Source organism: Photobacterium sp. DA100, assembly GCF_029223585.1.
In the GTDB taxonomy this organism is placed as follows: domain Bacteria; phylum Pseudomonadota; class Gammaproteobacteria; order Enterobacterales; family Vibrionaceae; genus Photobacterium.
In genome coordinates this window covers 574,157-599,232 of the sequence record NZ_CP119424.1, presented here as the reverse complement: position 1 = coordinate 599,232, position 25,076 = coordinate 574,157, and the positions used below count along the sequence as shown (strand labels likewise).

The following is a 25,076-nucleotide window of genomic DNA, read 5'->3' as shown; positions in this document are numbered from 1 at the left end:
GCTTACATCTACGTATACTTAACTCAGTGATCTCGCTATTATTTACCCAAAGCCCAGCGTTTACCTTTTCAACATGGCACTTATCACCGAGCAAGACAGATTCAACCCCGATAGGATTAACAGCCAAGTCGTTGGCATTGCGGCCAATATTGGCCGCCACGACTCAGGAATGCATTGCCATCAGAAGGCCCAATTGCTTTACGCCCCCTCCGGCTCTATGAGCATTACGCTGGAAAATCACCAATGTATCTTGCCGCCTACGCGGGCTGCCTGGATTCCAGCGGGGATCAACCACTGTGCAGTCATGACGAACGTCGTCGCCTATCGCTCGCTATATTTCGATACCAGGCAAAAAGTCAATTATCCAGACCAGATCAGGATCATCGGCGTAAATCCATTGCTTCGAGAACTTATTGAGAGGATGGCCTTTTGGTCATGGCAAATGCCATTCAATGAACAAGAAGCTGTTGTTAATTTGTTTTGGCAGGAGCTCGCGTCATCCCCGGATGAAACCCTGCTGCTACCCTTACCATCCGATCCTAGGCTGGCAGCTTGGTTAGATAAACTCAAACAAGAAGGGCATAACCCTGCTCCGCTCAATGAGGCCGCGCTATCAATTGGGGCCAGTGAGAAGACCATTTCGCGTATTTTCACCCGGGAAACAGGTATGCCCTATCAGGCATGGCGCCAGCAATGGCGCCTGATGAAAGCCATTGAACTGCTCTCCGACAATAAACCGGTGTCTGCTGTGGCTTTTGACTTAGGATTTTCTAGCGATAGCGCCTTCATTAGCTTTTTCCGCAAGCAAACAGGGACTACGCCAACTTCTTATATCAAAAAAACAACTTATTGAAGAGCCAGCACTTCAATTGATACTAATTGAGATGGCGATAATGAAGGTTCACTAAAAAAAACACTTAACTCCTCATATCGAATCTCTATTTCGCCAGCAAATGGTTTCAACAACTCATACAGCTCATCGAGAGGTTGGTCAGCAATACTAAGTGATAATGTAACCTCAACCCTAACTATTTGAGAGGTATCATAACCAGCGTGCGCAAGGTTGCCCTTGATGCTGGCAATTTCTCTTTTCGCCTGTCGAATAAGGCACTTATTGTCTCTTGAAAAGTCAGAAGTATGAGATTGAAAGCTGGAGCGAAAAAAATCCACTTCACCGCTTTTAGCAAACAAACATGCCAATGGTAATTTTATGAAAGGTAAAATATTTTTATCTATTACTTTTATAATTTCCACGTCCCCTCCCTAAGCAATATCCTTAGGCATCACTAAATTAAAGCGTAGTTTAAAAACGTGATATGGAGACAAAAAAACACAATTCGCCAATCAACACCAGCGCCTTACCTGTTGGCAGTAATGCTCAAACTGTTCGCCAAACATAGCTTGCAGAACGGCTTCTTCCGGCGCAATTTGAAAGTTATTCATATAAAACACAAACATTACAATCATGACCAGTGGGCTGAGTGCCGAGAAATAGACAAAAGCAGCGCACAGGAAGCTCAACAGACCAAGATACATTGGATTACGGGAGTAACGATAGATTCCTGTTGTTACTAGCTTGGAGGTTTTATTGGGAAAGCGCGGATCGATGCTTGTCCTCGCCTTGGCAAAGCTCCACACTGCCGAGAGTCCCAGCAACGTGCCAAGGAGACAGAAAAGTAAAATCACATAATGTTGCCCTGAAAAAGCAAAGCTATATAGAGGCCAATAGCGAGAAAGGGCGAACATACACCCAAGGGTGATCAAGACAATGACTGGTGGCGGCAAACGTAATTCCATTTAGTGTCTCCTGTTCAACAACCCAAACGAATCCCAGTGCTTGAGCCTATCTTTAGTGTAGAGCCAGTTTACCTGTAAGCGATAACCTAGCATTGCTCCCCCATCACAAAATGTTTAGAATCGCCGATCAATCCACTCTTTGATCGATACTTGGCTGCGCGCATGCAAAAACTCAAATACCTACAGGGCTACTCCGACCAACTTATTAGCCAAGTTAGTCAACTGGTTGAGAACGGTAACCTTAAGCGCTACCTGTTACGAAAATACCCGGAACAACATACGATCCAGTCAGAGAAAGCACTCTACGATTATGTGATTGAGCTGAAAAACCAGTACCTGAAAAAATCGTCTCCTATTAGCAAGGTGGCTTATGATGGTAAAATCCACATGGTCAACCATGCTTTGGGAATGCACAGTTTCGTCTCTCGCGTTCATGGCAACAAACTCAAAGCCAAAAATGAGATTCGGGTGTCGACTATTTTTAAGCAGGCACCATTACCCTTGTTGCGAATGATCGTGGTACATGAACTTGCCCATATCAAAGAAAAAGAACACAACAAAGCGTTCTACCAGCTATGCTGCCACATGGAACCAGACTACCACCAGCTCGAGCTGGATGCCCGCTTGCTGTTAACCCAGCTAGAAATTGACGGCCCACTGTACAACTAACGGTAAGCTTTATTTAATTTCTGGTATTTATTGCTCATTGGCCTAAAATACCCTGCTAACTACATTATTAGGTGTTTACATGAAAATTTGTGCTGTTGAGCTTCGTAGCAACGAGGCCGTCATTTGCCTTCTTACCAAGAGTAACGGTCTGTTCGATCTTCCAGAATGCCGTGCTCAAAAGTTCATCATGCAAGACTCAATGGACAATGAGCAAATGCGTAACTTCCAGCAGACTTTCAAAAAGCTTCTGGATGACTACCAAATTGACCGTGTTGTGATCCGTACGCGTGAAACTCGCGGTAAGTTTGCCGGCAGCGCAATTGGCTTCAAACTTGAAGCGGCGATCCAGCTAATTGACGGTGTTGAAGTGGACTTCATCACAAGCCAAGAGATCAAGCAAAAGCTGAAGCGCAACCCGCTAGCGATCGAATTCCGCGCGACCGGCCTGCGCCAGTTCCAAGAAGCTGCCTTCATGACAGGCTATGCATACCTAGGTAAATAACACCGACGTATACATCGAAAAAGCCAGCGATGCTGGCTTTTTACTGGGTGGACTCTATCAATAGTCATCTTTTCACACTGTTCAGACCAGACAATCCATTACAGTTGTATCAATTAGTTCTCCACGCTATCTATCACAAATCTGAAGCCTCTCTCCTCGTTTCCAATCCCCCCTTCTCGAGCACTCTTTCCAATAAACACTTAATTCACACATAACCGGCGATGTCATACAGAGTCAATACAATTCACGACACATATCCATACCTCCTCCACCTATAATCCTGCCGAATTGTTAAATAAACAGTTATATACCTTTTATCAAACTCACTTTACTCGGTCTTATAATGAAAAAAACGATTATCAGCCTTTCAATCATTGCTCTTCTAGCCGGTTGTGGTGGTGGCGGCAGCTCAACGCCAGACAACAAGAAACCAGTACCGAAAGTCGATTTCCCGTTAAAAGGGGCAACATTTGATGCGGCAAAACTCAATAGCACAACGTTATCAATCAAAGAGTACAACTCTTCTTTTATGGAAGACGATGCTTTGGTCGAAGCGAATTATGAAAAAAGCACGTATCAGATGATTGAAGACAGTGACATCGCTGTCTACGACATCCTCAACAAACTTGCAAACGAAGAAGGTATTGATAGCTTCTATTCAGTTAACACCACTGAATATCAGGATGCCGAACTAACCCAGCCAACAGATCAAGATAGCTCTTTTGCAGGCAAGCTGGCAAACAAGCACTTTATTACCTACATCGATAAAGATGCCAGCAAAGACCAACAGCTTTGGGCACTTCCGGACTTTGTTGCCAACGGTGACTTTGCGCTGTCACAACTAGGAAAGTATCAAGCAACCTTTGTATCTGAGCTCTCCGGTTTGTCGACGGAAGATATCCACTATTTACTTGAAGATAATGGTGTAGAAGAGACTCATGACGATATTACTCGTTGTGATGAGATAACAGTGACGAGAACATTCGATTTTTCACGAGCTTCAACTGAGGTGATTACCGTTAACTCGAAGAAAATTGAGGCCATGAAGTTCTATATTCGCGATGAAATTGCCGGCCAGTGTTACGGAGAAACAGATAGGGATTTGATCAGCTTGATGGCGCTTCGAAACAATGACCCTGTAGGCCTTGAAGTATGGGTAAACCCAGCCTTGGGCATTGTTAAAGGCATCGAAAAAAATGACTCTAAGAAAAAAGCATATTTGGTCGAACTTATTGATTTCTCGATGAACCAATAGACCAGCCCAAAAAAACAGCCCAAGCTTTGCATAAAGCTTGGGTAGCCATGTGAAGTTAAATTAGCGCAGACCACCATTCTGTCTGGCACTTTACCGTTGCCCTTTTCAGCGGCGGTAGTTCTTCCTCTTCCTTAATTTATACAGCGTCAGGATCAGCAGTGCACTGACGACGACAGAAACAACAACAAACACATAGATAAGTAGATTGGTACTCTTCATCCACCTCAATAAATGAAAAGCGCCAAAAAAGAGAAGAAAGTAACCACCGATCACGGTGAATAACTTGTAAAATTCGACCTCACTGACTTTCCTAAGCATCACTGATCGCTCCTATTGCTATATCCAAGCCACCTCAAAAAAACGGTCATTTGGAATACGTTACAAGTATGGTGCGTCCTGCCGGTTTTGCCTCACCCCTGAGTAAATACTTTATATCCAATCAGTTAAACTCGCTGTGATAGGTGCCTTCCAGATACAAAATCGAACAAATAGTCACCAATATACATAGTGTTAAATACGTGCTTTTACATTTCATGCTCTGTGCTCAGCCTCGCAGCTTTACTATTTCGGTTTACCTATACTGATCAACAAGGTAGCGCGATTTATCATTCTCTGGCTTCAATCACTTGCTTGAAAACAATAGGAACGGACTTCAGATGGATAAGGTGTACGATTATATCGTTGTCGGTGGGGGCATAGTTGGAGTATCAACAGCTTGGCAGCTCAAACAACGCTGTCCCAGTGCATCCATTATCGTCATCGAAAAAGAAGGCCAGCTCGCCTCGCATCAAACCGGCCATAACAGCGGAGTGATCCACGCAGGAGTCTACTATGAGCCAGGAAGCCTGAAAGCCACCCTGTGCAAAGCCGGGGAAAAAGCGACCAAAGCTTTTTGTATCGAACACCACATTCCCTTCGAACAATGTGGCAAGCTATTGGTGGCCACCGATACCGCCGAGCTGAAGCGGATGGAAGCCCTTTATGAACGTTGCCTGGCCAATGAAATTGAGGTGGTACACCTTAGCCAAGAACAGCTGAAGCAACAGGAACCCAATATCTCTGGCCTTGGAGCCATGCTGGTAAAAGCAACCGGCATTGTGGACTACAAGCAGATCACAACCAAGATGGCCGAATTATTTGTCCGACTCGGCGGTGAAATTACCAAACGCACTGAAGTCAAAGCGGTTGAAGAAAAACCGGATAGCGTTGTGATTGAGTGCAAGAGCGATGGTCAGCCTTTTCAGTTAAAAGGAAAATTCTTAATCAGTTGTGCTGGTTTGATGGCTGATAGGCTCACCCGGATGATGAATATCGATACCGACTTCCGAATTATCCCCTACCGAGGAGAATATTACCGCTTAGCCCCGCAGCACAACCATATCGTGAATCATTTAATTTACCCAATTCCCGATCCTGACTTGCCGTTTCTCGGTGTGCACCTCACCCGAATGATTGACGGCAGCGTTACTGTTGGCCCCAACGCTGTACAGGGTTGGAAGCGGGAAGGATACAGTAACATTAACTTCAGTATCAGAGACACGGTAGACATGCTGAGCTATGCCGGGTTCTGGAAAGTTACCTTTAACCACCTAAAGGCTGGCCTAGCTGAAACCAAAAACTCTTGGTGGAAACCTGGCTACCTCAAACTGGTGAATAAATACTGCCCGCAACTCACAACTGCTGATTTACAACCCTATCCAGCGGGGATCCGTGCTCAGGCAGTGCGAAGTGATGGCACCCTAGTCCATGATTTTCTCTTTGCTGAGAGTCCGCGCAGCCTTCATGTCTGCAATGCCCCCTCTCCAGCAGCGACTTCAGCAATCCCTATCGGCAGCTATATTTGTGACAAGGTACAAGCTGCATCCAATCCTGTTAATGTCGCTGCCCGGCAACGCCGCGATCCCGTATCGGCTTAACAAGGGCACAGCTTGGCCTATAACGCATTGTGGCGTTTGGCGCGCTGGCGAAGTAAGCTTCGAGCCAGATCTCTTTCGTATTCCGTGTGGGATTGATATCCCAGCACCTGCCATGAGTAATCGGCTTGGTAGCCATGCACGACAGTGGCTAGGCAATCGCGGCGAGTTTCTACAATCATTTTATTAATCATAGATTTAAGTTTGTTCATTGTAATAGCTCCTTGTTTGATTTGCTCAAACAATACGCCCCGACTCGCGAAAGGAATTATTAAAACTTATCAACTATTAGTACTATTCCTTCAAAGCATTCCCTTTAGGCCTTACTCCAGTACTATATTAATAAATAATGGTACTTTTCCTTTACTATCGAGCCCGATGTTTATGCAACAAGCGACTATCGAGAAAGTCATGCAGCGCCAAGGCTATTCATGGCGATACCGCAAGATTGAAGAGCGATACAAACACGACGAATGGCACTTCCACCAGGAATATGAATTAGTTATCCATCGCCATTTTCGGGGTAAGGGATTTATTGGCCATTACGAAGGTGAGTTTGGCAATTATACTATGGTGTTGATTGGCCCCGGCTTGCCACATCGTTTTGTCGAAGTGCAAACAACAGCAAGCCCATTGTGTGAAACCCATGTTATCTGGTTCAGGAAAGAGTGGATCGCTAATATGATGTTCAGCTGTGTCGAAATGAGAAAACTCGAATCTTTGCTTAAGCGGGCCGAAAAAGGCATCGAGTTCTCTGAGAATACTTGCCGCCAAGTTCTGGCCTTATTGGAAGCTCTGCCTTCCCATTCGTCAATCGCCCAACTAGGTATTCTGCTCCAAGTACTTAGCGCCTTAGGCGGAGATAAAAGCAGTCGGACCTTGCTCTCCTATGCCCCGCAAAAAGAATACAATGCGGAGAAAGCAAGCCAAGAAAAGATCGAGAAGGTTTGCCAATACCTTGAAGAACACTTCAGCCAGGCCGTAACCTTGTCAGAGCTTGCAGCACATATGAACACTAGCGAAAGTAGCATTCACCGATTGTTTGCGGTTCACTTTAAGGAAAGTTTCAGCCAGTACTTAAAAAAGCTTCGCTTGAACCACGCAGCCGAGCTGCTCCAGACCACCAGCAAACCCATCGGCCTGATTGCAGAAAGCGTCGGCTACCGTAACCAGGTCAACTTCAACCGTCAATTCAAAGACTACAAGCAGATGACACCGCGCCAATACCGCAACAGCTACAAAATAAATGCTGCTGTTTGACGCACTGCAGAGCCAACAAACCCCGTACAAATCCTATTACGTTGGAAAAACCATAGTAATCGCCCCCGTATAACAAGCCGTGCGGCATTGGCCGCACCCATCGCAAGACTCATTGTCAACGGCTGGAACCTGCCCTTGCGCGATGGTAATAGCCTTATGCGGGCACTGTTCTGCACACAATTCGCAATATCCTGACAAGCGGTTGGCGCAGCGGGTCGAGAATTCAGGCCGCACTCCAATATCTGTTATCTGGGATGAGAGAGCCCGAGTTGGACACGCTTTCTGGCATTCGCCACACTGACTACAATCATTATATTCAAGGTTTAACTGAGGTGATCCCCCCGGCCGCTCAATCACCTGTTGTGGACAAGCCTTTTCACAGGCGTCGCATGACTGGCAGACCTGAAGAAACAACGCCTCTTCAATAGCCCCCGGTGGACGAGGGACCGTGCGAACGACAGACGGCGCTTGCGCCTCTTTCTTTACGCGGTTTGCGCCGGAGAATAAGCCCCGTAGCAAACCGCGCCGGCTTACCGTGTAATGCTCCAGGCAAGCTTTGTAATATCGCTCGTCACGCTCGGCCATTAGAAATACACCTTTTTCTCTACCGCCGAAATAGCCAACGCCTCTGCGATATACGCAAGCCATTGCTCGGCCATACCGCCAAGCAGTCGGTACGACTGGGTGCTGGCATTGGCCTGCATCAGCTCAAGATAGCGGGGTGCCCACGGCAGCAAGTGATCAGACAGCAGTAACTTAATCGCTTCACTATCTTCCGCCTCTGCCAGTTTTGACATAGCCATCAGCATCAGGCCGAATTGATCTTCAGGCTCACGCATCCCTGTATCTAGCGACATATCTTTATCGGCTAGGAAACGACGATAGTCGAGCGTCGTTGTACCAAAGATCACCTGCTCTTTGTCTAAATAGACCGAACCCCATGGCGGTGCTGGCATCACTTCACAGCCTTCAAATAACTTCTGGAAGTCCATCGCAAGCTCTTCTGCCCCATCCGCATTAACCGCCTGGAGCAACTCTGCAAACGGTGAGCCCTCTTGCTCGTCACTATCAGCAATCATCTGACAAACCTGTCGGTTCGTTTCGTGGGTCAGTGGATAGTAAAAAAAACTCCCCAGAATACGAGCGATGGTCGAAATATGCTCCATGGTCACAGTTACCTCCCAAAATTTATAACTAATGGTTCCGAATTTCATAATCAAAAGAGGAAGAACCACTTTAGTTTTCGATTCAACACTTTCGATAAAAGATAGCCGATGGCTAACACGGAAAATATGCTTTAGGACAAACTTTTATGGTTACACCAATATTCCATTACTATCGCAGTAATTCATTACTTCCTATTCTGTTAATACGCTTCCAATAATCGGCTAGACATTATTTTATTTACTCTCCATATATTCACCATACTGATTTGTAAGAAAAAATCACCATTTTCAAATTTGTATGATAAATATCACACTATTGCACATTTTATACTGCCATCGAATTAATCCGGACCGTTTATTGATAAAAAACAAAACTAAACCCGGATAGCCAATTGATTATCACGATAGAACGCTACCACCAAAGTAGTGTGGATAACTAAAATATAGAGAATGTCGTGCTATGAAAAAAAAGCTCAAACAGCTCCTCTCACCTGCATTCAGCCGTCGTGATTTCATGAAATCCACGTCTGCGGTAGGCGGGCTGGCAGCCGTTGCCGGTAGTATTACCCTACCTTTTAAATCATCTCCTGTTGCCGCGGCAACGACACCGTCCGAAGAAAAAATCGTCTGGAGTGCCTGTACCGTGAACTGCGGTAGTCGCTGTCCATTGCGGATGCATGTCGCTGACGGCGAAATCAAATGGGTTGAAACCGATAACACCGGTGATGACGAATACGGAAGCCATCAAGTCCGTGCCTGCTTGCGTGGCCGCTCTATGCGCCGCCGGGTATACAATCCTGACCGCCTAAAATACCCAATGAAGCGGGTTGGCAAACGTGGTGAAGGCAAATTCAAGCGTATCAGCTGGGAAGAAGCCTACGATGAAATCGCCAACAACCTTACCCGTATCCGCAAAGACTATGGTAGCGAAGCCGTATACCTAAACTATGGTACCGGTACGCTAGGTGGCACGGTTACCAAATCTTGGCCACCGGGCGGTACTTTGATTGCCCGCCTGATGAACCTGTCTGGCGGCTACCTAAATCACTATGGTGATTACTCAACCGCACAAATCGCAGCTGGCCTGAATTACACCTACGGCGGCTGGGCAAGCAACAACAGCTTCTCTGATTTGGAAAATACCAAGCTAATTGTCCAGTTTGGCAATAACCCGGCCGAAACCCGTATGTCTGGCGGAGGCTTGATCCACCACTTGATGGAGAGCAAAGCGCGTTCCAATGCCAAGATGATCATGATTGATCCGCGCTATAACGACACCGCAGGTGGCCGCGAAGATCAATGGATCCCAATTCGCCCCGGCACTGACACCGCATTGGTCGCCGCCATAGCCCATGTATTTATCACCGAAAACATGGTCGACCAGCCTTTCCTGGACAAATACTGTGTCGGTTACGATGAGAAAACACTGCCTGCCTCAGCCCCTGCCAACTCTGACTACAAGTCATACATTCTTGGCAAAGGCGAAGATGGCATAGAAAAAACACCAGCATGGGCATCGCCTATTACCGGTATTCCCGTCGATATTATCGTCAAACTGGCTCGCGAAATTGGCCAAGCCAAACCTTGTGCCATCTTCCAAGGCTGGGGGCTGCAGCGTACCGCCAACGGTGAAATCGCTTCCCGCGCAATTGCCATGCTGGCGCTGCTAACGGGTAACCTCGGGATCAACGGTGGTGGCTCGGGTGCCCGCGAATCTGACTACAATATCCCGTTTGTTCGCTTTCCGATCCCAGAAAACCCTGTTAAAACCTCTATCTCCATGTTCCTGTGGACCGACGCGATTGTGCGTGGACCTGAGATGACAGCCACCAAAGACGGTGTTCGGGGCAAAGACAAGCTCGATGTGCCAATCAAGTTCATCTGGAACTATGCGGGCAACTGCCTGATCAACCAGCATTCAGACATCAACCGTACCCATGACATCCTGCAGGACGACAAAGCCTGTGAAATGATCGTTGTGATTGACAACCACATGACCTCATCGGCCAAGTATGCCGATATCTTGCTGCCGGATTTGACTACCTCCGAGCAAGCCGACTTCTGTATGGATACCAAAGCTGCCAACATGCCTTACTTCATCTATGCCGACAAAGCCATCGAACCGCAATTCGAAGCGCGCGGCATTTATGAAATGTGTACTGAAATCGCCAAGCGGTTGGGTATCGAGAAAGAATTCACCGAAGGTCGCGATCAGCAAGGTTGGCTGGAGCACCTCTACAAGTTAACGAGAGAGAACGATCCATCATTGCCTGATTTCGAAACCGTCAGGAAACAAGGCATTGTGAAGCGCCGCGATCCAAACGGCCACTTCGTGGCTTACAAAGCCTTTAGGGATAACCCAGAGCAGAATCCACTTTCTACCCCATCGGGTAAAGTGGAAATCTATTCGGAACGCCTGGCCAACCTCGCTAAGGAATGGGAACTGCCTGAAGGTGACGTTATCCACCCGCTTCCAGTCCACGTATCAACCGCAGAAGGCTGGGATGATCCGAACCGCAGTAAGTATCCACTACAGCTAACGGGCTTCCACTACAAGGCACGCTGCCACTCGACGTATGGCAATGTCGACATTATCAAAGAAGCCGCACCGCAAGAGATGTGGATGAACCCAGTTGATGCTGAGCAACGCGACGTCAAGAACGGCGACCTTATCCGTATCTTCAACGACCGCGGTGAAGTGCACATCAATGCCAAAGTCACCCCGCGCATGATGCCGGGTGTGGTTGCCCTTAGTGAAGGCGCTTGGTATGCCCCGGATGGCCAGAAGGTCGATCACGGCGGCTGTATCAATGTGTTGACCACCCAGCGCCCTAGTCCGCTGGCGAAAGGCAACCCGCAGCACACCAACTTGGTGGAAGTACAACTGGTGAATAAGGCATAAGGTTTAAACCATGAAACAATACGGTTTTTATATTGATTCAAGCAAATGCACCGGCTGTAAAACCTGTCAGCTGTCGTGCAAAGACAACAAAGATCTGGATGTCGGCGTCAACTATCGCCGCGTCTACGAGTACTCCGGCGGTAACTGGATTAAAGAAGGCGAAACCTTCCGACAGGATGTGTTCTCCTACTACCTCTCCATCGCCTGTAACCATTGCGACGAACCGGCCTGTGCCAAGGTCTGCCCATCGGGCGCCATGCACAAGCGCAAAGAAGACGGCCTGGTGGTGGTCAACGAAGATGTCTGCATCGGCTGCCAGTACTGTTCTATGGCCTGTCCTTACGGCGCTCCGCAATACGATGCCGACAAAGGCCATATGACCAAGTGTGACGGCTGCTACGAGCGTGTTGGCCAGGGCCTAGAGCCAATTTGTGTCGGCTCTTGTCCACTACGTGCATTGGAGTTCGGCCCTATTGACGAGCTCCGTAAGAAATACGGCACCAACGCTGATGTCGCACCACTGCCGTCGTCACTAAAGACCAAACCAAACATTGTCATTAAACCAAATCGTCATGCCCGCCCAACCGGCGATCACAGCGGTTTCCTAGCAAACCCTAAGGAGGTATAAGATGGCTTGGCATGAATGGCCCCTGATCCTATTTACCGTGCTGGCACAAACTGCAGTTGGTGCTTATCTGCTGCTCGGTGGCGTAATTCTGAAAGGCAAGCTTTGCGTCGGCGCTAACTACCGCCTGCATCAAGCGATGTTCTTCCTCTGGGTACTGATGGGACTGGGTTTTGCCGCGTCGACCATGCATCTGGGTAGCCCACTGCGTGCTTTCAATGCCCTCAACCAGGTGGGTAGCTCTTGGCTATCCAATGAAATCTTCACTGGCAGCGTGTTCTTTGCTCTTGGTGGCGGTTACTGGTTGCTGGAGATGCTGGACAAAGGCAACGAAGCGCTGCGCAAGCTGTTGCTCGCTGCCGGTATGCTAGTGGGTATCGCCTTTATGTACTCCATGATCAAACTGTACCTGCTTGATACGGTACCGACCTGGAATACGGTTTATACCCCTATTGCCTTTGTGATGACGATGCTGACATCTGGCCTTATCTTTGGCCATCTGCTGCTAACTGGAGCCCAGCACAAAATGGCAGGCCTGGACCGTATTTTGCCATTTGTTGGCTCTTTGGCGGTTGCCATTAGCCTGACAGCCTTGGTCAGCCAGCTTATCGGGCTGGGGGATATTCAAACTTCGGTGACCACCGCTTCTGAGCTCATTCCTAACATGGCTCAATTACAGGTTATCCGTGTCGGTCTATTGCTTGGCGCACTCGCAGTGTGGTTTATCCCTAACCTGATGAACAGCCGGCCTGGCGTACCTGTGATGGTGGTGAGCTTTGGCTTGGTATTCCTCTCCGAGCTGGTTGGCCGCGGTATTTTCTACGGCCTTCACATGACGGTGGGCATATAATTACTGCTACTATTCGGCACTAAATAAAACGGGAGCCTTGGGCTCCTGTTTTATTTTCTGGACAGAACAAAAAATTGTAAAGATTGTAAATGTCATTCTGATCTTTCACTTTTCATGCGTAATATCAATAAAAACAATTCTCATTTGTTATTAGATTGCATTTGTTGGCTATCTTTCCGCATCTAGATTTTTAAGGTTCGTTATGACTCGCTTTACCACCGCATTAAAATCCGCACTTCTCGTGGGAGCAATGACTCTCAATTTCCCGGCGCTAGCTGAATCAATTACCGTGAAGCACTCATTGGGTACGACAACCCTTGAGCAAACACCACAGCGCGTGGTGGTTGTCGGCGGCCATGGAAGCCTTGATACCCTGAACCGGCTAGGCATCGAGCCTGTTGGCGCAGTAACGACCATGCTGCCGGAATACCTTAGTGATTACAGTGAGAAAGCGACCCATATCGGTAGCATGAAAGAAGCCAACTTTGAGCAAATCTTCACCCTAAAGCCTGATGTAATCATTGCCGAAAGCCGTATGGTCGACGCCTATCCTACCCTGTCCCAAATAGCACCGACCGTCATGCACGTCGTCGAGAACGGCAGCTACTGGGAAGACACCAAGAACAACTGGCGTATGCTGGGCAAGATCTTCGACAAAGAAGCAGAAGCCGAGCAACTGATTAAAGACACGGAAGCTGAGATGGCTGAAGTGCGCAAGCAAGTTCAGGAGAAAGGTCTGAAAACCCTGGCGGTAATGAACAGCGGTAACAACATTTCTATGTTCGGTGAAGTCAGTCGTTTCTCTGTGCTATTTGACGAGTTCGGTTTCAAGCCAGCCCGGGCTTCTGACAGCCAGAACCCGCACGGTAACCTGATCTCATTTGAATTTATTGCCGATGCGGCGCCTGATGTGCTGTTTATTCTGGATCGCGAAAGCGCGATTGGCCAGAGCTCGGGCAAAGCGCAACAGCTGTTTGATAACCCACTGATCAAGAGCACGCCGGCATACAAGAACAACCGCGTTGTATTCCTTAACCCAAGTGCATGGTACCTCACCATCGCGGGTGCTAACGCGACAGAAATCATGATTGATGATGCACGTAAAGCGGTAACTTCAACTCAATAATGTATTTCAGCCCGGCGATAGCCGGGTTACTCTCATATGCCTAATAAAAAATTATTCTGGGCTGTACTGGCCCTCCTCCCAGTCGCGGCTATCTCAGTGTTCATTGGTGTAGCCAATATTAACCTGCACAGCTTGCTTGCCGGAGACGAGCACACCCTGTCGATTCTGTTTGCTAGCCGCCTGCCTCGCCTTTTAGCTATCTGCCTGGCCGGTGCGGGCTTAAGTGTCGCTGGTTTAATCATGCAGCAAGTCTGCCAGAATCGGTTTGCCTCCCCTTCCACAACCGGCACCATTGATTGTGCAATGCTCGGCTATGTCATGGGGATTGTCTTCTTTGCCGGAGCCAATCGTTGGATCAGCCTTGGGGTTATCCTGATTTTTGCGCTGATCGGTACTTTACTGTTTGTCCAATTCCTGCAGCGGTTACAGTTCAAAAATGCTGTCTTGGTACCGCTGATCGGCATTATGTATGGTAACGTCATCTCTGCAATGACCACCTTCATTGCCTACCGCTATGATCTGGTGCAGTCAATGTCGGCGTGGACAGTCGCCAACTTCGCATCAGTACTGCAAGGTAACTATGAGTATCTCTACCTTGCCCTACCAGCTTGTATCGTTGCCTACTACTACGCGAGTCAATTCAGCGCTGCCAGCGTTGGGGAAAGCTTTGCCAAAAATATCGGGTTGGATTTTCAGAAAATTGTTTTTATCGGTGTATTGGTTGTCGCCATCCTCTCTTCGACTGTGGTTATGATCGTCGGGGTGATACCTTTCCTAGGGTTAATCGTCCCTAACCTGGTCGCTATTTTTATGGGGGACAACATGCGCCGCAACCTACCATGGACTGCCTACTGGGGTGTGGTGATGGTATTGGCCTGCGATATTCTTGGCCGTTTAATTATCTTTCCGTATGAAATGCCAATTTCGATGATCATCAGTATCTTCGGCGGTGCGGTCTTTATTGCTCTGGTTCTGAAGGACAAATCCAATGCGTGACAGTATTAAAGTTTCCCTACTTGCGGTACTGGGAGTGCTCATTACTGCCTACTTCATTGGTCAAGGCCTCAATGCCCAAAACTATCAGTTTTTCCTTTCGCTTCGCTTGCCGAAAATTATGGCCATTGTACTGGCGGCCATCGCGATTTCGACTTCGTCGCTGGTATTCCAGACCATTACCAATAACCGGATCCTGACGCCTTCAATCCTCGGCTTCGATTCGCTCTACGTGATGATCCAGGTCATTATCGTGGTGATGTTCGGCAGCATGAGTGTGTGGTTTGCCGATGCGAAAATTAATTTCCTACTCACGACATTAATCATGAGCGGCTTTTCCATGTTGCTGTTCACCCTGTATTTTCGCCGGGCAAATAGCAACGTGTTCACCCTGCTGTTGATTGGCATTGTCTGCGGTAGCTTGTTCAGCAGCATTTCCAGCTTCTTTACCATGATTCTGGACCCGAACGAGTTCGCCAACCTGCAAAACACCATGTTTGCCAGCTTCAATAACGTCAATGGTGAGCTGGTTTACTGGTCGATGATACCGCTAGGTCTTTGTTTGGCATACCTGTACACGCTTTCCAATAAGCTCGATGTGTTCTGGCTGGGTACCGACAATGCCAAAAGCCTAGGGGTCGATACCCACAAGGTCACGATGCAGGTCATGATGGTGATCACCTTAATGGTGGCTATCTCAACCGCTTTGGTGGGGCCGGTACTGTTCTTCGGTCTGATCGTGGTCAGCTTGACCCGCCAGCTATTCCAGAGCTACCACCACCGCTTCTTGATGCTGGCAGCCAGCACCCTGTCGGTTGTGCTTCTGGTCGGTGGCCAATGGTTGATTGAAAAAGTCTTTGCCTTCGATACGACCATCAGTGTCATCATCAACTTTGTTGGTGGCAGCTACTTCCTCTTTCTTCTAATGCGTAACAAGTTTTGATTTATCATGATTAAGTTAACTGGACTCTCTAAGAAATATAACGATACCTTGGTGGTTAGCCAGGCTAGTGCCCTGTTTCCATTAGGAGAAGTAACGTCCATCATTGGCCCAAACGGCGCTGGTAAAAGTACTCTCCTTTCGATGGCCAGCCGCTTAACAGAAAGCGATGCCGGAGAGGTACTTATCGCCGGCAAACCGCTTTCGCAATGGGATACCCAGGAGCTGTCCAAGCGCCTGGCTGTATTACGCCAGTCGAACAACATCAACATGCGATTTACCATTCGTGAATTAGTTGCCTTTGGCCGTTTTCCCCACAGCAAGGGCCGCCTGACAAACGAAGACAACCGCGTTATCGATGAGGCTCTCGAGCACCTGGATATCACCCATATCCAGGACAAGTTCCTCGACCAGCTCAGTGGCGGCCAGCGCCAAATGGCGTTCATTGCCATGGTAGTCGCACAAGATACCGACTACATCTTCCTCGATGAGCCGCTGAATAACTTGGATATCAAGCACTCGGTGGAGATCATGCAGACTATCCGCCGCCTTGCCCACAAGATGAACAAGGCCGTTGTTATCGTGATCCACGATATCAACTTTGCTTCTTGCTATTCAGATAATATCGTTGCGATGCGCAAAGGCGAAGTGATCAAGAGCGGTAAGGTAGAGGAAGTCATCCAGCAGGCAATTATGGAAGATATCTACAATATCCCATTCAAGATCCAAGAGGTCGATGGCAGCCGTATCTGTATGTATTACGGCTCTTGACGCACCTACAATTAAGGCGGCATTTTCGCCGCCTTAACACACTTTTCAGCCTTGGGCCTCTTTCTCTGCATCCTGTTTTTTAAGCACCTTGTGACCATCCTCCGTCACACCCTGCTTCCAGTAACTACTGAAGTAACACATTTTACGATCCCCCCCTCTGTCCGCAGTAATGTAACTGCGGATCGACCGCATTTCGCTGAACTCACAGGCGCACCACACGGCCAAATCGGTACCATCCAGAGCTAGTGCTTTGACGCCATCGGACAGCGAGCCGTCGCCACTGATATTAACAACTAGCTCCATCCCCTCAGGAAGCGCCAGAGGCTGTACATCAGCCACTGTCGGTACGTCCAAGACCACATAGCCGGATGCACTGGCTGGCAACAACGCCAGTTTGCTTTGCAGGGCCGTTTGCGCCGTCATATCTGCCACCAGCAAGAAACGATCTGCTGCGACAGGCATCGCTTGTATCGGACGCGGGCCAACCAAAGAGATAGCGTCACCGGCTTGCGCTTTAAGCGCCCAGCGAGAGGCGTAGCCACCGATTTCTGGCGTGATATCACCTCCTACTTCTGCTAACTCATGCTTGGCAATATCAATCGTTATCGTGCCAGCAGCACCCTCAGAAACAGCTTGATAGCCCGACACCGTAAAAGTGCGCATCATGGGTCTTTGCCCCTCAGGTAACGCACTGATATCCGTGCCGCCGTCAGCAGTAAACAGGAGCTTCACATATTGGCCTACACTGTCTTGAGAAAAATGGTGGCTCCCTTCACCGCCAAGCGTCAAACGGATCATATTCGGGGTGACAAGCTCGTTACCCACAACAGACAGTTGTTTTGGGTCCATCTTTGGACTCATCGCCTGGGCCATGGCATACTCCAAGTTAAAAGTGATAATGATATTGATTATCACTCATAAGGCTGTATTACTTCAACTTAAAGTTGGCCACCATCGCATTTAATTGACTATTGGTAACCGCAAGTTGCTCAGTACTGGCGACCGAGTCATCAGCGTTGCGATTAAGCTCGTTGATCATATCGTGAATGGCTATCATGTTCTTGTTCACTTCTTCCGTCACTACACTCTGCTCGTTGGCTGAAGTGGCAATCTGAGTGGTAAGATCGTTAATCTGACTAATGGAGTTAGTCATTGATTCCAAAGAGGCCATCACATTTGCTGTGTGCTCAACAGTTTGGGCGCAACTTCCCTTCGTCACATCCATCGACTGAACTACTACTGATGTCGCCTTACGTAAATCCGATAGCATGGTATCGATTTCAGACGTACTCTGCTGCGTTCTCGCCGCCAGTGCTCTAACCTCATCGGCAACGACTGCAAACCCCCTTCCCTGCTCACCAGCACGAGCCGCCTCAATAGCAGCATTAAGCGCAAGTAAGTTAGTTTGTTCGGCAATTTCACCTATCACATGGAGTACCGCATCGATTTTCTCGAAATCCTGACTCATGGTCTGTATAGATACCGACATACTTTCCACTTCCGTCGATAGTTGATTCACACTACTAGAAGCCACCTTCACGACATCTTTTGATTTTTCCGCTTCGGCATTGGTCGCATGGGTAAAGTCTGCAGCCCGATTGCCGCTATCCGCGACAGACTCCGCCGTTGCGCTCATTTCATTGATGGCCGTTACCACTTTCTCCGTTTCCTGAGTGTGGCGGGTGAGTAAGGACTTGTTGGAATCCGCTTTATCTTTCAGTGCTGCCACTTCATGCTGGATCGCCTGGCTTGACTGAGAGACTTCCAGCATCATTCTTTGCAGGTTTTCGATAAAATGGTTGATGCCCGAGGCAATCTTGCCCAAATCATCATTGCTGTAGACATCCAGTCGCCGGGTGAGATCCGCATCTCCCCGAGATAGACCAACAATAATGCTGCGCAGCGTGCTGAGATGTTTGAAAATAGTATTGATAAAAAGGACGCTCAGCGGAATGGAAATCAACGCCACCAGTACCAGCGCCATGGTAATGCTGCCGCTCAAGGCGTTGGTATTTTGCTGGATGTAACCACGATCAATGTAACCCGTCAGCATCCACTGGCTATCGCCAACAGCAAAACGGTTGGTATACGGAATAAGATCGCCATCAATGCGATTACTAAAGACCTGTGTTCCTCTGCTATCTTCCAGATCGAAGTAACTCCCCGCAACAGAAGACTGCGACAGTAACTGTTGGGTGTTTCTCAAATCAAGATAAAAAATATCACCGCCATTGCCTCTGGGTACAGTAATGGATATCAATGGAATATCATTTTGATAAAAAATATCACTAACGCTTGTCCCACTGGTGCTATTTACCAGCTGAATGTAATGACTGGCTTCGGATTCATCATCAATGCGCCCTTTATCGGTAATGACAAAATCAGCTATCACTTTTGCTGCCGCATAAAACCCAGCTCGCTCTGTAACTTCTTGGATACTGGTAATATCTAGACTAATGTTCTCTGCAATCAATACCTTGTTACGAATATCATCATACAGCTTATCTTTGACCAAGCTAATCTGAGTATTAATACTTTCAGCATCACTGTCAAAAATATAGCGGCTGAGATAATAATTGACACTGAAGAATGAGGTAACCACAGTTGCTATTAATATAGCTATCAAAGTGATAATTATTTTTACTTTAAATGATAGTTTATTTGCCATATGTTATCCCTGTTTTGGCAAGAGTTTGATACAAGAAAAAACCCATAGACAAATGGGCATAAAGTACCATACATGCAGAGCCACAAAATAAATGTCGGTTTGATCGATAAATAAAAAAAAGGCCCGAAAGTCGGGCCAAACATTGGTAGGTATATACACTATTTTTTGTGTATAAGGACTTATTATTTGTTAAAAAATGCGCGCTTCAGTGCCATTTCCAGGCCACGAACCTCCGCCAAACCTTTCAGGCGGCCAATGGCTGAATATCCTGGGTTGGTTTTCTTTTTCAGGTCATCCAGCATCTGGTGACCATGGTCCGGACGCATCGGAATCAAGCGGGTATCACCTGACTCCTCACGGCGCTGCTCTTCTTCCAAGATAGCCATTACGACATTATACATATCCACATCGCCATCAAGGTGAGCGGCCTCATGGAAGCTCAATTGGTTTTCTTCACGCTGCGTTGAACGCAAATGAGTGAAATAAATACGGTCACCATGTTGTTTGATCATGTTAACCAAGTCATTGTCGCCACGGACACCGTAAGAGCCAGTACACATGGTGATGCCATTGTTCTTGCTTGGTACTTCTGTTGTCAGCCAATCAATATCTTCAATGGTCGAGACAATACGCGGCAAACCAAGGATCGGTCGCGGTGGATCGTCGGGATGCACTGCCATCTTCAGCCCTGTGGCATCGCACACCGGCATCAACTCACTCAAGAAGTGCTTCATATGCTGACGAAGCTTATCTTTATCAATGCCAGCATAACGGTCAAGCTGCGCCTGAAACTCCTCAAGGGTATATCCTTCTTCAGCTCCCGGCAGGCCGGCAATAATGTTGCTCGTCAACTGAGCCACAGCCTCTGCAGACATGGCATTGAAATATTTCTGGGCCTCAGCTTGTTCCTGCGCAGAGTACTCTTCTTCAGCACCCGGACGTTTTAGAATAAATAATTCAAATGCTGCAAACGCAATTTGATCAAAACGTAACGCTTTAGAGCCATCCGGCATTTCAAATTCCAGATCGGTGCGCGTCCAATCTAATACCGGCATAAAGTTATAACAAACCGTATCAATACCGCATTCTGCCAAATTACGTAGTGTCTGCTTATAATTATCAATCCACTGTTGGTAATTACCTGTTTGCGTTTTTATTTCTTCATGAACAGGCACACTTTCAACAACAGACCAAGTTAAACCTTTTTCCTCAATTATTGCTTTGCGCTTTAGAATTTCTTCTACGGTCCAAACTTCACCGTTTGGAATATGATGCAATGCATTTACAATTCCCGTAGCGCCTGCCTGACGAATATCATCAAGCGATACAGGATCATTAGGGCCATACCAGCGCCAGGTTTGTTCCATGACAATCACCTTTTATAGACACACTTAACCCGCTCAAAAATCTGAGTTAAGTACTTTACAATTTAGAATGCACAATTACGTAAAATAACTGCTTTTAAAGAGGCCAATAAAGACTCATTGGCCTAATTGAATTTGTCGGCGGTTTATTTTTCACCACCAAGGAGAACTACCGGATTCGAGCTAAATAAGTAGCCATCAAAATTCGGATCATCAATATCAGAAAGTTCTAACAGGCGTTGTTTCACATTCTCAAGGTGTTGCCACATGGCATTTTTCGCTGCAATCGGATCTTTGCGCTGCATTGCTGCTAATATACGCGCATGATCCTCAAGCCACTCCTGACGGTATGCTTGGTCAATAATGTGCGAGTGCAGCTTCTTCCACATCGGGCTTTGCTCACGTCGCTCCCAAGATTGCTTAAGCATATCGACCAATACTGAGTTTTGCGTGGCTTCGGCAATGCACATATGGAACTGTTCATCACCGATACATTCTTCGGCCCCTGAGGCAATCTCACTGCGCTCAAGATCCAGTGCCGCACGCATCTTCACAATATCACCCGGTGTCACCTGGATAGCGGCAAACTCGGCAATGTTACTTTCAAGCAACTGCCTGGCCTGCAGCATTTCGAATGGACCCGCATCGTCGCTGATCACATTCTCCCGGCTATTGGAGTGACTAGGAATATTCAGGACATAAACCCCAGATCCCTTCTTCACCTCAACAAGATTTTCTAGTTCCAGCATAATGATCGCTTCACGGACTACCGTTCGGCTGACATTCAGTCGCTCAGCGATATCCCGCTCCGGCGGTAATCGGTCACCTACCTTGTAGCGTCCATCGATAAGTTCTTGTCTCAACACCAAACCAAGTTCTTGGTAAGGACGTTTCGGTTCAAAGGGCATCATGATGATATTGTCACTTTTTTCCATTGCACTTATTCGCCATCATAACGACCAAACTTAATTGGTCAACCTCTTAATGTAAAAGTGTGGCAACACTTTGATTTTTATGATTACAACAGCTGTTTTCTTTGCTTATTGTACTGCTTTGATACGCTCTACGATTTCGTTCAGCTCAGGATTAGATTTTTCCAATGCGTCATACATTGGCTGTACCGCCTCTACAAACGCTGTCTTATTCGGTTTAACGAAGGTTACGCCCATTTTCTCAGCTTTCGCACGCTCTTTGGCTTCTGATTCTGCCCATAGCTCTTTCATCACTTCCATTGAGCTCATCGCCGCCTGCTTCAATGCCGCCTGGTGTTCCTCAGAAAGGGCATCATAGGCTTTGGTCGAGATAACCAAAACATCAGGAACCATAGTGTGCTCGTCTAGGCTGAAGTACTTAGACACTTCGCTGTGGCGACTTAGGCTGAATGATGGAATATTGTTTTCTGCGGCATCAACAACACCTTGCTGCAGTGCTGTGTATAGCTCACCGTATGCTAGCGGCGTTGGGCTACCACCCAGTGCATTTACCATGGCAATCGCCGATGGGCTTGGCTGAACACGGATCTTCATGCCTTTCAGATCTTCAGGCGTATTGATTGGTTTAGAGGTGTAGAAGCTACGTGCCCCCGCATCATAGTAAGTTACACCAATGAAACCACTGTCACGGGAAGACGCTAGGATTTCCTCACCCACCTCACCTTCTTTCACGTTGTAGTAGTGAGTCTTGTCACGGAATAGGTATGGAAGATTAAATGCTGAGTAAGCAGGGGCAAAGGCTTCAAGCTCTGCAGCGTTGGTTTTTACCATTTCCAGTGCGCCATTCTGCATCAGTTCCATTGACTCACGCTGGGTGCCCAGCTGCGCATCAGGGTAAATGCGGATACGCACTTCGCCGTCTGTTAGTTTGCGGACTTCTTTCGCCATGTGATCCATTGCTTTATGCACAGCATGGTCGCGCGGGTGGTTATGACTTAGCTTGAAGGTCGTTGCTGCGTAAGCAGAAGCAGTAGCACCAAAAGTAAGGGCAGCACCGATCACTGCAGTAAGTACACTTTTACGCGTCATCATTGTTATATCTCCGTGGAATTGGTTGTCCATTGTGTAGGGTATTTCTTAAGTACGGGGCCAATATTGCGGCCAAATCAGAAAACCGTCAAAACAAAAAAGCAAATTGATTGACCAATATCACAATAAAAACCCTCAAATTGGTCAACCAATTCAATTGTGACTTGGGTCACGTGACTAAAAATCACACCATCTTATAATCTCCACAGAAAAAGCGCGTGCTTAAACATAGCTAGATGACGTATCTGCTTACATTGGTTTACCAATATACAACTCTGAGCATGCTTATTTATTGCAAAGGAACTAAAGATGAATAAATTGGTTGGTTACATAAATAGAGGGTTGGCGATGTTTACCGTGTCTCTCTCTACCTTCCTGGTGTTCTGTGTGATCTGGCAGGTGATCTCCCGCTATATCATTGGTAAACCAAGTACCATTACTGATGAACTGGCGAGATATCTATTTATGTGGGTAGCCCTTATTGGCGCGGCTTACACCACAGGCCTCAAGCGTCATCTTGCCATTGACCTACTAACCATGAAGCTCAGCGGCAAAAGAAAATTGTTCAATGAGATCTTCATTCAGCTGGCCATCGCCGTCTTCGCTTTTGTTGTTCTTGTATACGGCGGTACTAACCTCGCGCTCAAAACACTTTCAACCGGCCAGGTTACCCCAGCGCTTGGTTGGGAAATGGGCTATATCTACTTCTGCCTACCAATCAGTGGATCACTGATGATTTTCTATTCGGCACTTTTCGCCTTCGAAAAAATTAAACAACTGGTATCTGGCGATATCTGCATTGCCGACCCGCAGCAAAACTAAATAAGCAAATCCAGCGGTGAATCACTTTTTTGATTTCACCATTGAACAAGATTTTATAAGAAGGATTCCACAATGGAATGGCAAGTCATTCTCACCCTATTCGGAAGCTTCGGCGTGTTACTCGCGCTGGGGATCCCTGTATCATTCGCAATCGGTCTTTCATCGCTAGCAACCATTATGATGAGCTTGCCGCTCGAGCCGGCGATCGCAGTGGTAGCCCAGCGCATGGCGGCAGGCCTCGATAACTTTGCCCTGCTGGCTATCCCGTTTTTCATCCTAGCGGGTAACATCATGAACCAGGGCGGTATCGCCATCCGTCTGATCAATTTCGCCAAAGTACTGGGTGGACGCCTGCCAGGCTCTCTTGCCCACGTGAACGTGATGGCAAACATGATGTTCGGCTCTATTTCTGGATCTGCGGTTGCCTCTGCTGCTGCCGTCGGCGGGACTATGTCTCCACTGCAGAAAAAAGATGGCTACGACGAGCACTTCTCGGCAGCGGTTAACATCACGTCATGCCCAACCGGCCTGTTGATCCCGCCTAGTAACACCCTTATCGTATTCTCACTGGTATCTGGCGGTACCTCTATCGCTGCACTGTTCCTGGGTGGTTACATTCCGGGGATCCTGATGGGCCTCAGCCTGATGATTGTTGCCGGTGTGATTGCCAAGCGCCGTGGTTACCCTGTTGCCCCTAAGCCAACACTGGCCGTAGTCTGGGATACTTTCATCAAAGCAATGCCATCTCTGATGCTGATTGTCATCATCATGGGCGGTATCATCGGTGGTATCTTCACCGCGACAGAGGCCTCGGCGATTGCCGTTGTCTACACCTTCGTACTCGCTGTTGTGTTCTATCGTGAAGTAAAACTTCGCGACTTACCAAAGATCATCCTAGAGTCAGCGGTAACCACCTCTATCGTACTGCTGCTGGTTGGCGCTTCGATGGGCATGTCCTGGGCAATGGCGAACGCCGATATTCCATACATGATTGCCGATGCCCTACTGGCTGTTTCTGAAAACCCGCTGGTTATCCTGCTGATCATCAACCTCATCCTACTGATTGTGGGTATCTTCATGGATATGACCCCTGCAGTACTGATCTTTACCCCAATCTTCCTGCCAATCGCACTGGATATGGGAATCGACCCGGTTCACTTCGGTATCATGATGACGTTCAACCTTGCTATCGGTATCTGTACCCCACCGGTAGGTAGCGCCCTGTTCATTGGTTGTTCGGTAGCCAAAGTGTCTATCGAGAAGATCATCAAGCCGCTACTGCCATTCTATGCAGCCCTTATCGCTGCACTTCTGGCTGTCACCTTTATTCCTCAGCTAAGCCTGTTCCTACCTAACTTGGTTCTTGGCTACTGATTTTAGGGACTTGTCCCGCAATCTATAACACGCAGAAGACTTCCCTGATAAACCCGCC

The 25,076-nt window shown here is 47.7% G+C and carries 26 protein-coding genes; 15 read left to right on the top strand and 11 right to left on the bottom strand.

Annotated elements, in window-relative coordinates; genetic code table 11:
* The first annotated feature begins 73 nt into the window (after positions 1–73).
* Positions 74–853, top strand: coding sequence for a helix-turn-helix transcriptional regulator (locus tag PTW35_RS20415; RefSeq protein ID WP_044621302.1), 780 nt, complete (start codon positions 74–76; stop codon positions 851–853).
* Here the strand turns inward: PTW35_RS20415 and PTW35_RS20410 are convergent.
* On the bottom strand, positions 847–1,254 hold the full coding sequence (locus tag PTW35_RS20410; RefSeq protein ID WP_281028726.1) for a hypothetical protein: 408 nt from the start codon (positions 1,252–1,254) through the stop codon (positions 847–849). The genes PTW35_RS20415 and PTW35_RS20410 overlap by 7 nt on opposite strands.
* A 90-nt stretch (positions 1,255–1,344) precedes the next feature.
* On the bottom strand, positions 1,345–1,797 hold the full coding sequence (locus PTW35_RS20405; protein WP_281028725.1) for an isoprenylcysteine carboxylmethyltransferase family protein: 453 nt from the start codon (positions 1,795–1,797) through the stop codon (positions 1,345–1,347).
* Between the two features lie 162 nt (positions 1,798–1,959).
* On the opposite strand from PTW35_RS20405, the gene PTW35_RS20400 reads away from it, so the two are divergent.
* The 3 genes from PTW35_RS20400 to PTW35_RS20390 all read left to right on the top strand — a co-directional run bounded on the left by PTW35_RS20400 (position 1,960) and on the right by PTW35_RS20390 (position 4,223).
* Positions 1,960–2,466, top strand: coding sequence for a M48 family metallopeptidase (locus PTW35_RS20400; protein WP_281028724.1), 507 nt, complete (start codon positions 1,960–1,962; stop codon positions 2,464–2,466).
* Positions 2,467–2,545: 79 nt separating this feature from the next.
* Complete coding sequence (locus PTW35_RS20395) at positions 2,546–2,968, top strand: DUF3010 family protein (RefSeq protein ID WP_039463909.1); 423 nt, start codon at positions 2,546–2,548, stop codon at positions 2,966–2,968.
* Positions 2,969–3,311: 343 nt separating this feature from the next.
* The gene (locus tag PTW35_RS20390) at positions 3,312–4,223 is read left to right on the top strand and encodes a hypothetical protein (RefSeq protein WP_281028723.1); all 912 of its coding nucleotides are present in this window, start codon (positions 3,312–3,314) and stop codon (positions 4,221–4,223) included.
* A 105-nt stretch (positions 4,224–4,328) separates the two neighbouring features.
* Here PTW35_RS20390 and PTW35_RS20385 read toward each other — a convergent pair whose 3' ends face one another.
* Positions 4,329–4,544, bottom strand: a complete 216-nt coding sequence (locus PTW35_RS20385; protein WP_281028722.1) for a hypothetical protein — start codon at positions 4,542–4,544, stop codon at positions 4,329–4,331.
* A gap of 335 nt (positions 4,545–4,879) precedes the next feature.
* Here PTW35_RS20385 and lhgO point away from each other — a divergent pair, with 335 nt between their 5' ends.
* On the top strand, positions 4,880–6,139 hold the full coding sequence (gene lhgO, locus PTW35_RS20380; protein ID WP_044621304.1) for an L-2-hydroxyglutarate oxidase: 1,260 nt from the start codon (positions 4,880–4,882) through the stop codon (positions 6,137–6,139).
* 17 nt (positions 6,140–6,156) lie between these two features.
* Here the strand turns inward: lhgO and PTW35_RS20375 are convergent, their stop codons facing one another.
* Entirely contained in the window at positions 6,157–6,348 is a 192-nt protein-coding gene (locus PTW35_RS20375; protein ID WP_281028721.1) for a hypothetical protein, read from the bottom strand.
* A gap of 166 nt (positions 6,349–6,514) precedes the next feature.
* Here PTW35_RS20375 and PTW35_RS20370 point away from each other — a divergent pair, with 166 nt between their 5' ends.
* A complete protein-coding gene (locus tag PTW35_RS20370; RefSeq protein WP_281028720.1) occupies positions 6,515–7,396 on the top strand; it encodes an AraC family transcriptional regulator in 882 nt (293 codons plus the stop codon).
* 36 nt (positions 7,397–7,432) lie between these two features.
* Here the strand turns inward: PTW35_RS20370 and PTW35_RS20365 are convergent, their stop codons facing one another.
* Together PTW35_RS20365 and PTW35_RS20360 are read right to left on the bottom strand one after the other, a co-directional pair.
* Complete coding sequence (locus PTW35_RS20365; RefSeq protein ID WP_082060485.1) at positions 7,433–7,981, bottom strand: ferredoxin-type protein NapF; 549 nt, start codon at positions 7,979–7,981, stop codon at positions 7,433–7,435.
* A complete protein-coding gene (locus PTW35_RS20360) occupies positions 7,981–8,562 on the bottom strand; it encodes a molecular chaperone TorD family protein (RefSeq protein ID WP_044621307.1) in 582 nt (193 codons plus the stop codon). The genes PTW35_RS20365 and PTW35_RS20360 overlap by 1 nt, the downstream gene beginning before the upstream one ends.
* A gap of 460 nt (positions 8,563–9,022) precedes the next feature.
* Here PTW35_RS20360 and PTW35_RS20355 point away from each other — a divergent pair, with 460 nt between their 5' ends.
* The 7 genes from PTW35_RS20355 to PTW35_RS20325 all read left to right on the top strand — a co-directional run bounded on the left by PTW35_RS20355 (position 9,023) and on the right by PTW35_RS20325 (position 16,769).
* Positions 9,023–11,464, top strand: a complete 2,442-nt coding sequence (locus PTW35_RS20355; protein WP_281028719.1) for a DmsA/YnfE/YnfF family dimethyl sulfoxide reductase — start codon at positions 9,023–9,025, stop codon at positions 11,462–11,464.
* A 10-nt stretch (positions 11,465–11,474) separates the two neighbouring features.
* Positions 11,475–12,092: a DMSO/selenate family reductase complex B subunit gene (locus tag PTW35_RS20350; RefSeq protein WP_281028718.1), complete on the top strand. Its 618-nt coding sequence runs from the start codon at positions 11,475–11,477 to the stop codon at positions 12,090–12,092.
* A gap of 1 nt (position 12,093) precedes the next feature.
* The gene (locus PTW35_RS20345; RefSeq protein ID WP_281028717.1) at positions 12,094–12,939 is read left to right on the top strand and encodes a DmsC/YnfH family molybdoenzyme membrane anchor subunit; all 846 of its coding nucleotides are present in this window, start codon (positions 12,094–12,096) and stop codon (positions 12,937–12,939) included.
* Positions 12,940–13,141: 202 nt separating this feature from the next.
* Entirely contained in the window at positions 13,142–14,065 is a 924-nt protein-coding gene (locus PTW35_RS20340; protein ID WP_197078549.1) for an ABC transporter substrate-binding protein, read from the top strand.
* A gap of 36 nt (positions 14,066–14,101) precedes the next feature.
* On the top strand, positions 14,102–15,061 hold the full coding sequence (locus tag PTW35_RS20335) for an iron chelate uptake ABC transporter family permease subunit (protein ID WP_281028716.1): 960 nt from the start codon (positions 14,102–14,104) through the stop codon (positions 15,059–15,061).
* Positions 15,054–16,001 carry an iron chelate uptake ABC transporter family permease subunit gene (locus tag PTW35_RS20330; protein ID WP_044621312.1) on the top strand — a complete coding sequence of 316 codons (948 nt, stop codon included), beginning with the start codon at positions 15,054–15,056 and terminating at the stop codon, positions 15,999–16,001. Before PTW35_RS20335 ends, PTW35_RS20330 begins: the two co-directional genes overlap by 8 nt.
* Before the next feature lie 6 nt (positions 16,002–16,007).
* Positions 16,008–16,769: an ATP-binding cassette domain-containing protein gene (locus PTW35_RS20325; RefSeq protein WP_044621313.1), complete on the top strand. Its 762-nt coding sequence runs from the start codon at positions 16,008–16,010 to the stop codon at positions 16,767–16,769.
* Between the two features lie 45 nt (positions 16,770–16,814).
* On the opposite strand, the gene PTW35_RS20320 is transcribed toward PTW35_RS20325, so the two are convergent.
* The 5 genes from PTW35_RS20320 to PTW35_RS20300 all read right to left on the bottom strand — a co-directional run bounded on the left by PTW35_RS20320 (position 16,815) and on the right by PTW35_RS20300 (position 22,825).
* On the bottom strand, positions 16,815–17,618 hold the full coding sequence (locus tag PTW35_RS20320) for a siderophore-interacting protein (protein ID WP_281028715.1): 804 nt from the start codon (positions 17,616–17,618) through the stop codon (positions 16,815–16,817).
* Positions 17,619–17,697: 79 nt separating this feature from the next.
* Positions 17,698–19,437 (bottom strand): methyl-accepting chemotaxis protein, encoded by a 1,740-nt coding sequence (locus PTW35_RS20315; protein WP_281028714.1) that lies wholly within the window; start codon positions 19,435–19,437, stop codon positions 17,698–17,700.
* A 182-nt stretch (positions 19,438–19,619) separates the two neighbouring features.
* On the bottom strand, positions 19,620–20,804 hold the full coding sequence (uxuA, locus tag PTW35_RS20310; protein WP_281028713.1) for a mannonate dehydratase: 1,185 nt from the start codon (positions 20,802–20,804) through the stop codon (positions 19,620–19,622).
* Between the two features lie 143 nt (positions 20,805–20,947).
* Positions 20,948–21,736, bottom strand: coding sequence for an FCD domain-containing protein (locus PTW35_RS20305; RefSeq protein WP_044621316.1), 789 nt, complete (start codon positions 21,734–21,736; stop codon positions 20,948–20,950).
* A gap of 105 nt (positions 21,737–21,841) precedes the next feature.
* Positions 21,842–22,825, bottom strand: coding sequence for a TRAP transporter substrate-binding protein (locus tag PTW35_RS20300; protein WP_044621317.1), 984 nt, complete (start codon positions 22,823–22,825; stop codon positions 21,842–21,844).
* 306 nt (positions 22,826–23,131) lie between these two features.
* Between PTW35_RS20300 and PTW35_RS20295 the strand changes: the two genes are divergently transcribed.
* Both PTW35_RS20295 and PTW35_RS20290 read left to right on the top strand, forming a co-directional pair.
* Positions 23,132–23,644, top strand: coding sequence for a TRAP transporter small permease (locus tag PTW35_RS20295; protein ID WP_044621318.1), 513 nt, complete (start codon positions 23,132–23,134; stop codon positions 23,642–23,644).
* 72 nt (positions 23,645–23,716) lie between these two features.
* The gene (locus PTW35_RS20290) at positions 23,717–25,018 is read left to right on the top strand and encodes a TRAP transporter large permease subunit (protein ID WP_281028712.1); all 1,302 of its coding nucleotides are present in this window, start codon (positions 23,717–23,719) and stop codon (positions 25,016–25,018) included.
* Positions 25,019–25,076 lie beyond the last annotated feature (58 nt).

Coding starts and splice junctions, on each gene's coding strand:
- PTW35_RS20360 (WP_044621307.1), bottom strand. CDS start 8,562: ATGGAGCATATTTCGACCATCGCTCGTATTCTGGGGAGTTTTTTTTAC.
- PTW35_RS20340 (WP_197078549.1), top strand. CDS start 13,142: ATGACTCGCTTTACCACCGCATTAAAATCCGCACTTCTCGTGGGAGCA.
- PTW35_RS20400 (WP_281028724.1), top strand. CDS start 1,960: ATGCAAAAACTCAAATACCTACAGGGCTACTCCGACCAACTTATTAGC.
- PTW35_RS20405 (WP_281028725.1), bottom strand. CDS start 1,797: ATGGAATTACGTTTGCCGCCACCAGTCATTGTCTTGATCACCCTTGGG.
- lhgO (WP_044621304.1), top strand. CDS start 4,880: ATGGATAAGGTGTACGATTATATCGTTGTCGGTGGGGGCATAGTTGGA.
- PTW35_RS20290 (WP_281028712.1), top strand. CDS start 23,717: ATGGAATGGCAAGTCATTCTCACCCTATTCGGAAGCTTCGGCGTGTTA.
- uxuA (WP_281028713.1), bottom strand. CDS start 20,804: ATGGAACAAACCTGGCGCTGGTATGGCCCTAATGATCCTGTATCGCTT.
- PTW35_RS20365 (WP_082060485.1), bottom strand. CDS start 7,981: ATGGCCGAGCGTGACGAGCGATATTACAAAGCTTGCCTGGAGCATTAC.
- PTW35_RS20305 (WP_044621316.1), bottom strand. CDS start 21,736: ATGGAAAAAAGTGACAATATCATCATGATGCCCTTTGAACCGAAACGT.
- PTW35_RS20355 (WP_281028719.1), top strand. CDS start 9,023: ATGAAAAAAAAGCTCAAACAGCTCCTCTCACCTGCATTCAGCCGTCGT.
- PTW35_RS20335 (WP_281028716.1), top strand. CDS start 14,102: ATGCCTAATAAAAAATTATTCTGGGCTGTACTGGCCCTCCTCCCAGTC.
- PTW35_RS20315 (WP_281028714.1), bottom strand. CDS start 19,437: ATGGCAAATAAACTATCATTTAAAGTAAAAATAATTATCACTTTGATA.
- PTW35_RS20375 (WP_281028721.1), bottom strand. CDS start 6,348: ATGAACAAACTTAAATCTATGATTAATAAAATGATTGTAGAAACTCGC.
- PTW35_RS20295 (WP_044621318.1), top strand. CDS start 23,132: ATGAATAAATTGGTTGGTTACATAAATAGAGGGTTGGCGATGTTTACC.
- PTW35_RS20325 (WP_044621313.1), top strand. CDS start 16,008: ATGATTAAGTTAACTGGACTCTCTAAGAAATATAACGATACCTTGGTG.
- PTW35_RS20345 (WP_281028717.1), top strand. CDS start 12,094: ATGGCTTGGCATGAATGGCCCCTGATCCTATTTACCGTGCTGGCACAA.
- PTW35_RS20330 (WP_044621312.1), top strand. CDS start 15,054: ATGCGTGACAGTATTAAAGTTTCCCTACTTGCGGTACTGGGAGTGCTC.
- PTW35_RS20370 (WP_281028720.1), top strand. CDS start 6,515: ATGTTTATGCAACAAGCGACTATCGAGAAAGTCATGCAGCGCCAAGGC.
- PTW35_RS20350 (WP_281028718.1), top strand. CDS start 11,475: ATGAAACAATACGGTTTTTATATTGATTCAAGCAAATGCACCGGCTGT.
- PTW35_RS20415 (WP_044621302.1), top strand. CDS start 74: ATGGCACTTATCACCGAGCAAGACAGATTCAACCCCGATAGGATTAAC.
- PTW35_RS20320 (WP_281028715.1), bottom strand. CDS start 17,618: ATGGACCCAAAACAACTGTCTGTTGTGGGTAACGAGCTTGTCACCCCG.
- PTW35_RS20395 (WP_039463909.1), top strand. CDS start 2,546: ATGAAAATTTGTGCTGTTGAGCTTCGTAGCAACGAGGCCGTCATTTGC.
- PTW35_RS20300 (WP_044621317.1), bottom strand. CDS start 22,825: ATGATGACGCGTAAAAGTGTACTTACTGCAGTGATCGGTGCTGCCCTT.
- PTW35_RS20390 (WP_281028723.1), top strand. CDS start 3,312: ATGAAAAAAACGATTATCAGCCTTTCAATCATTGCTCTTCTAGCCGGT.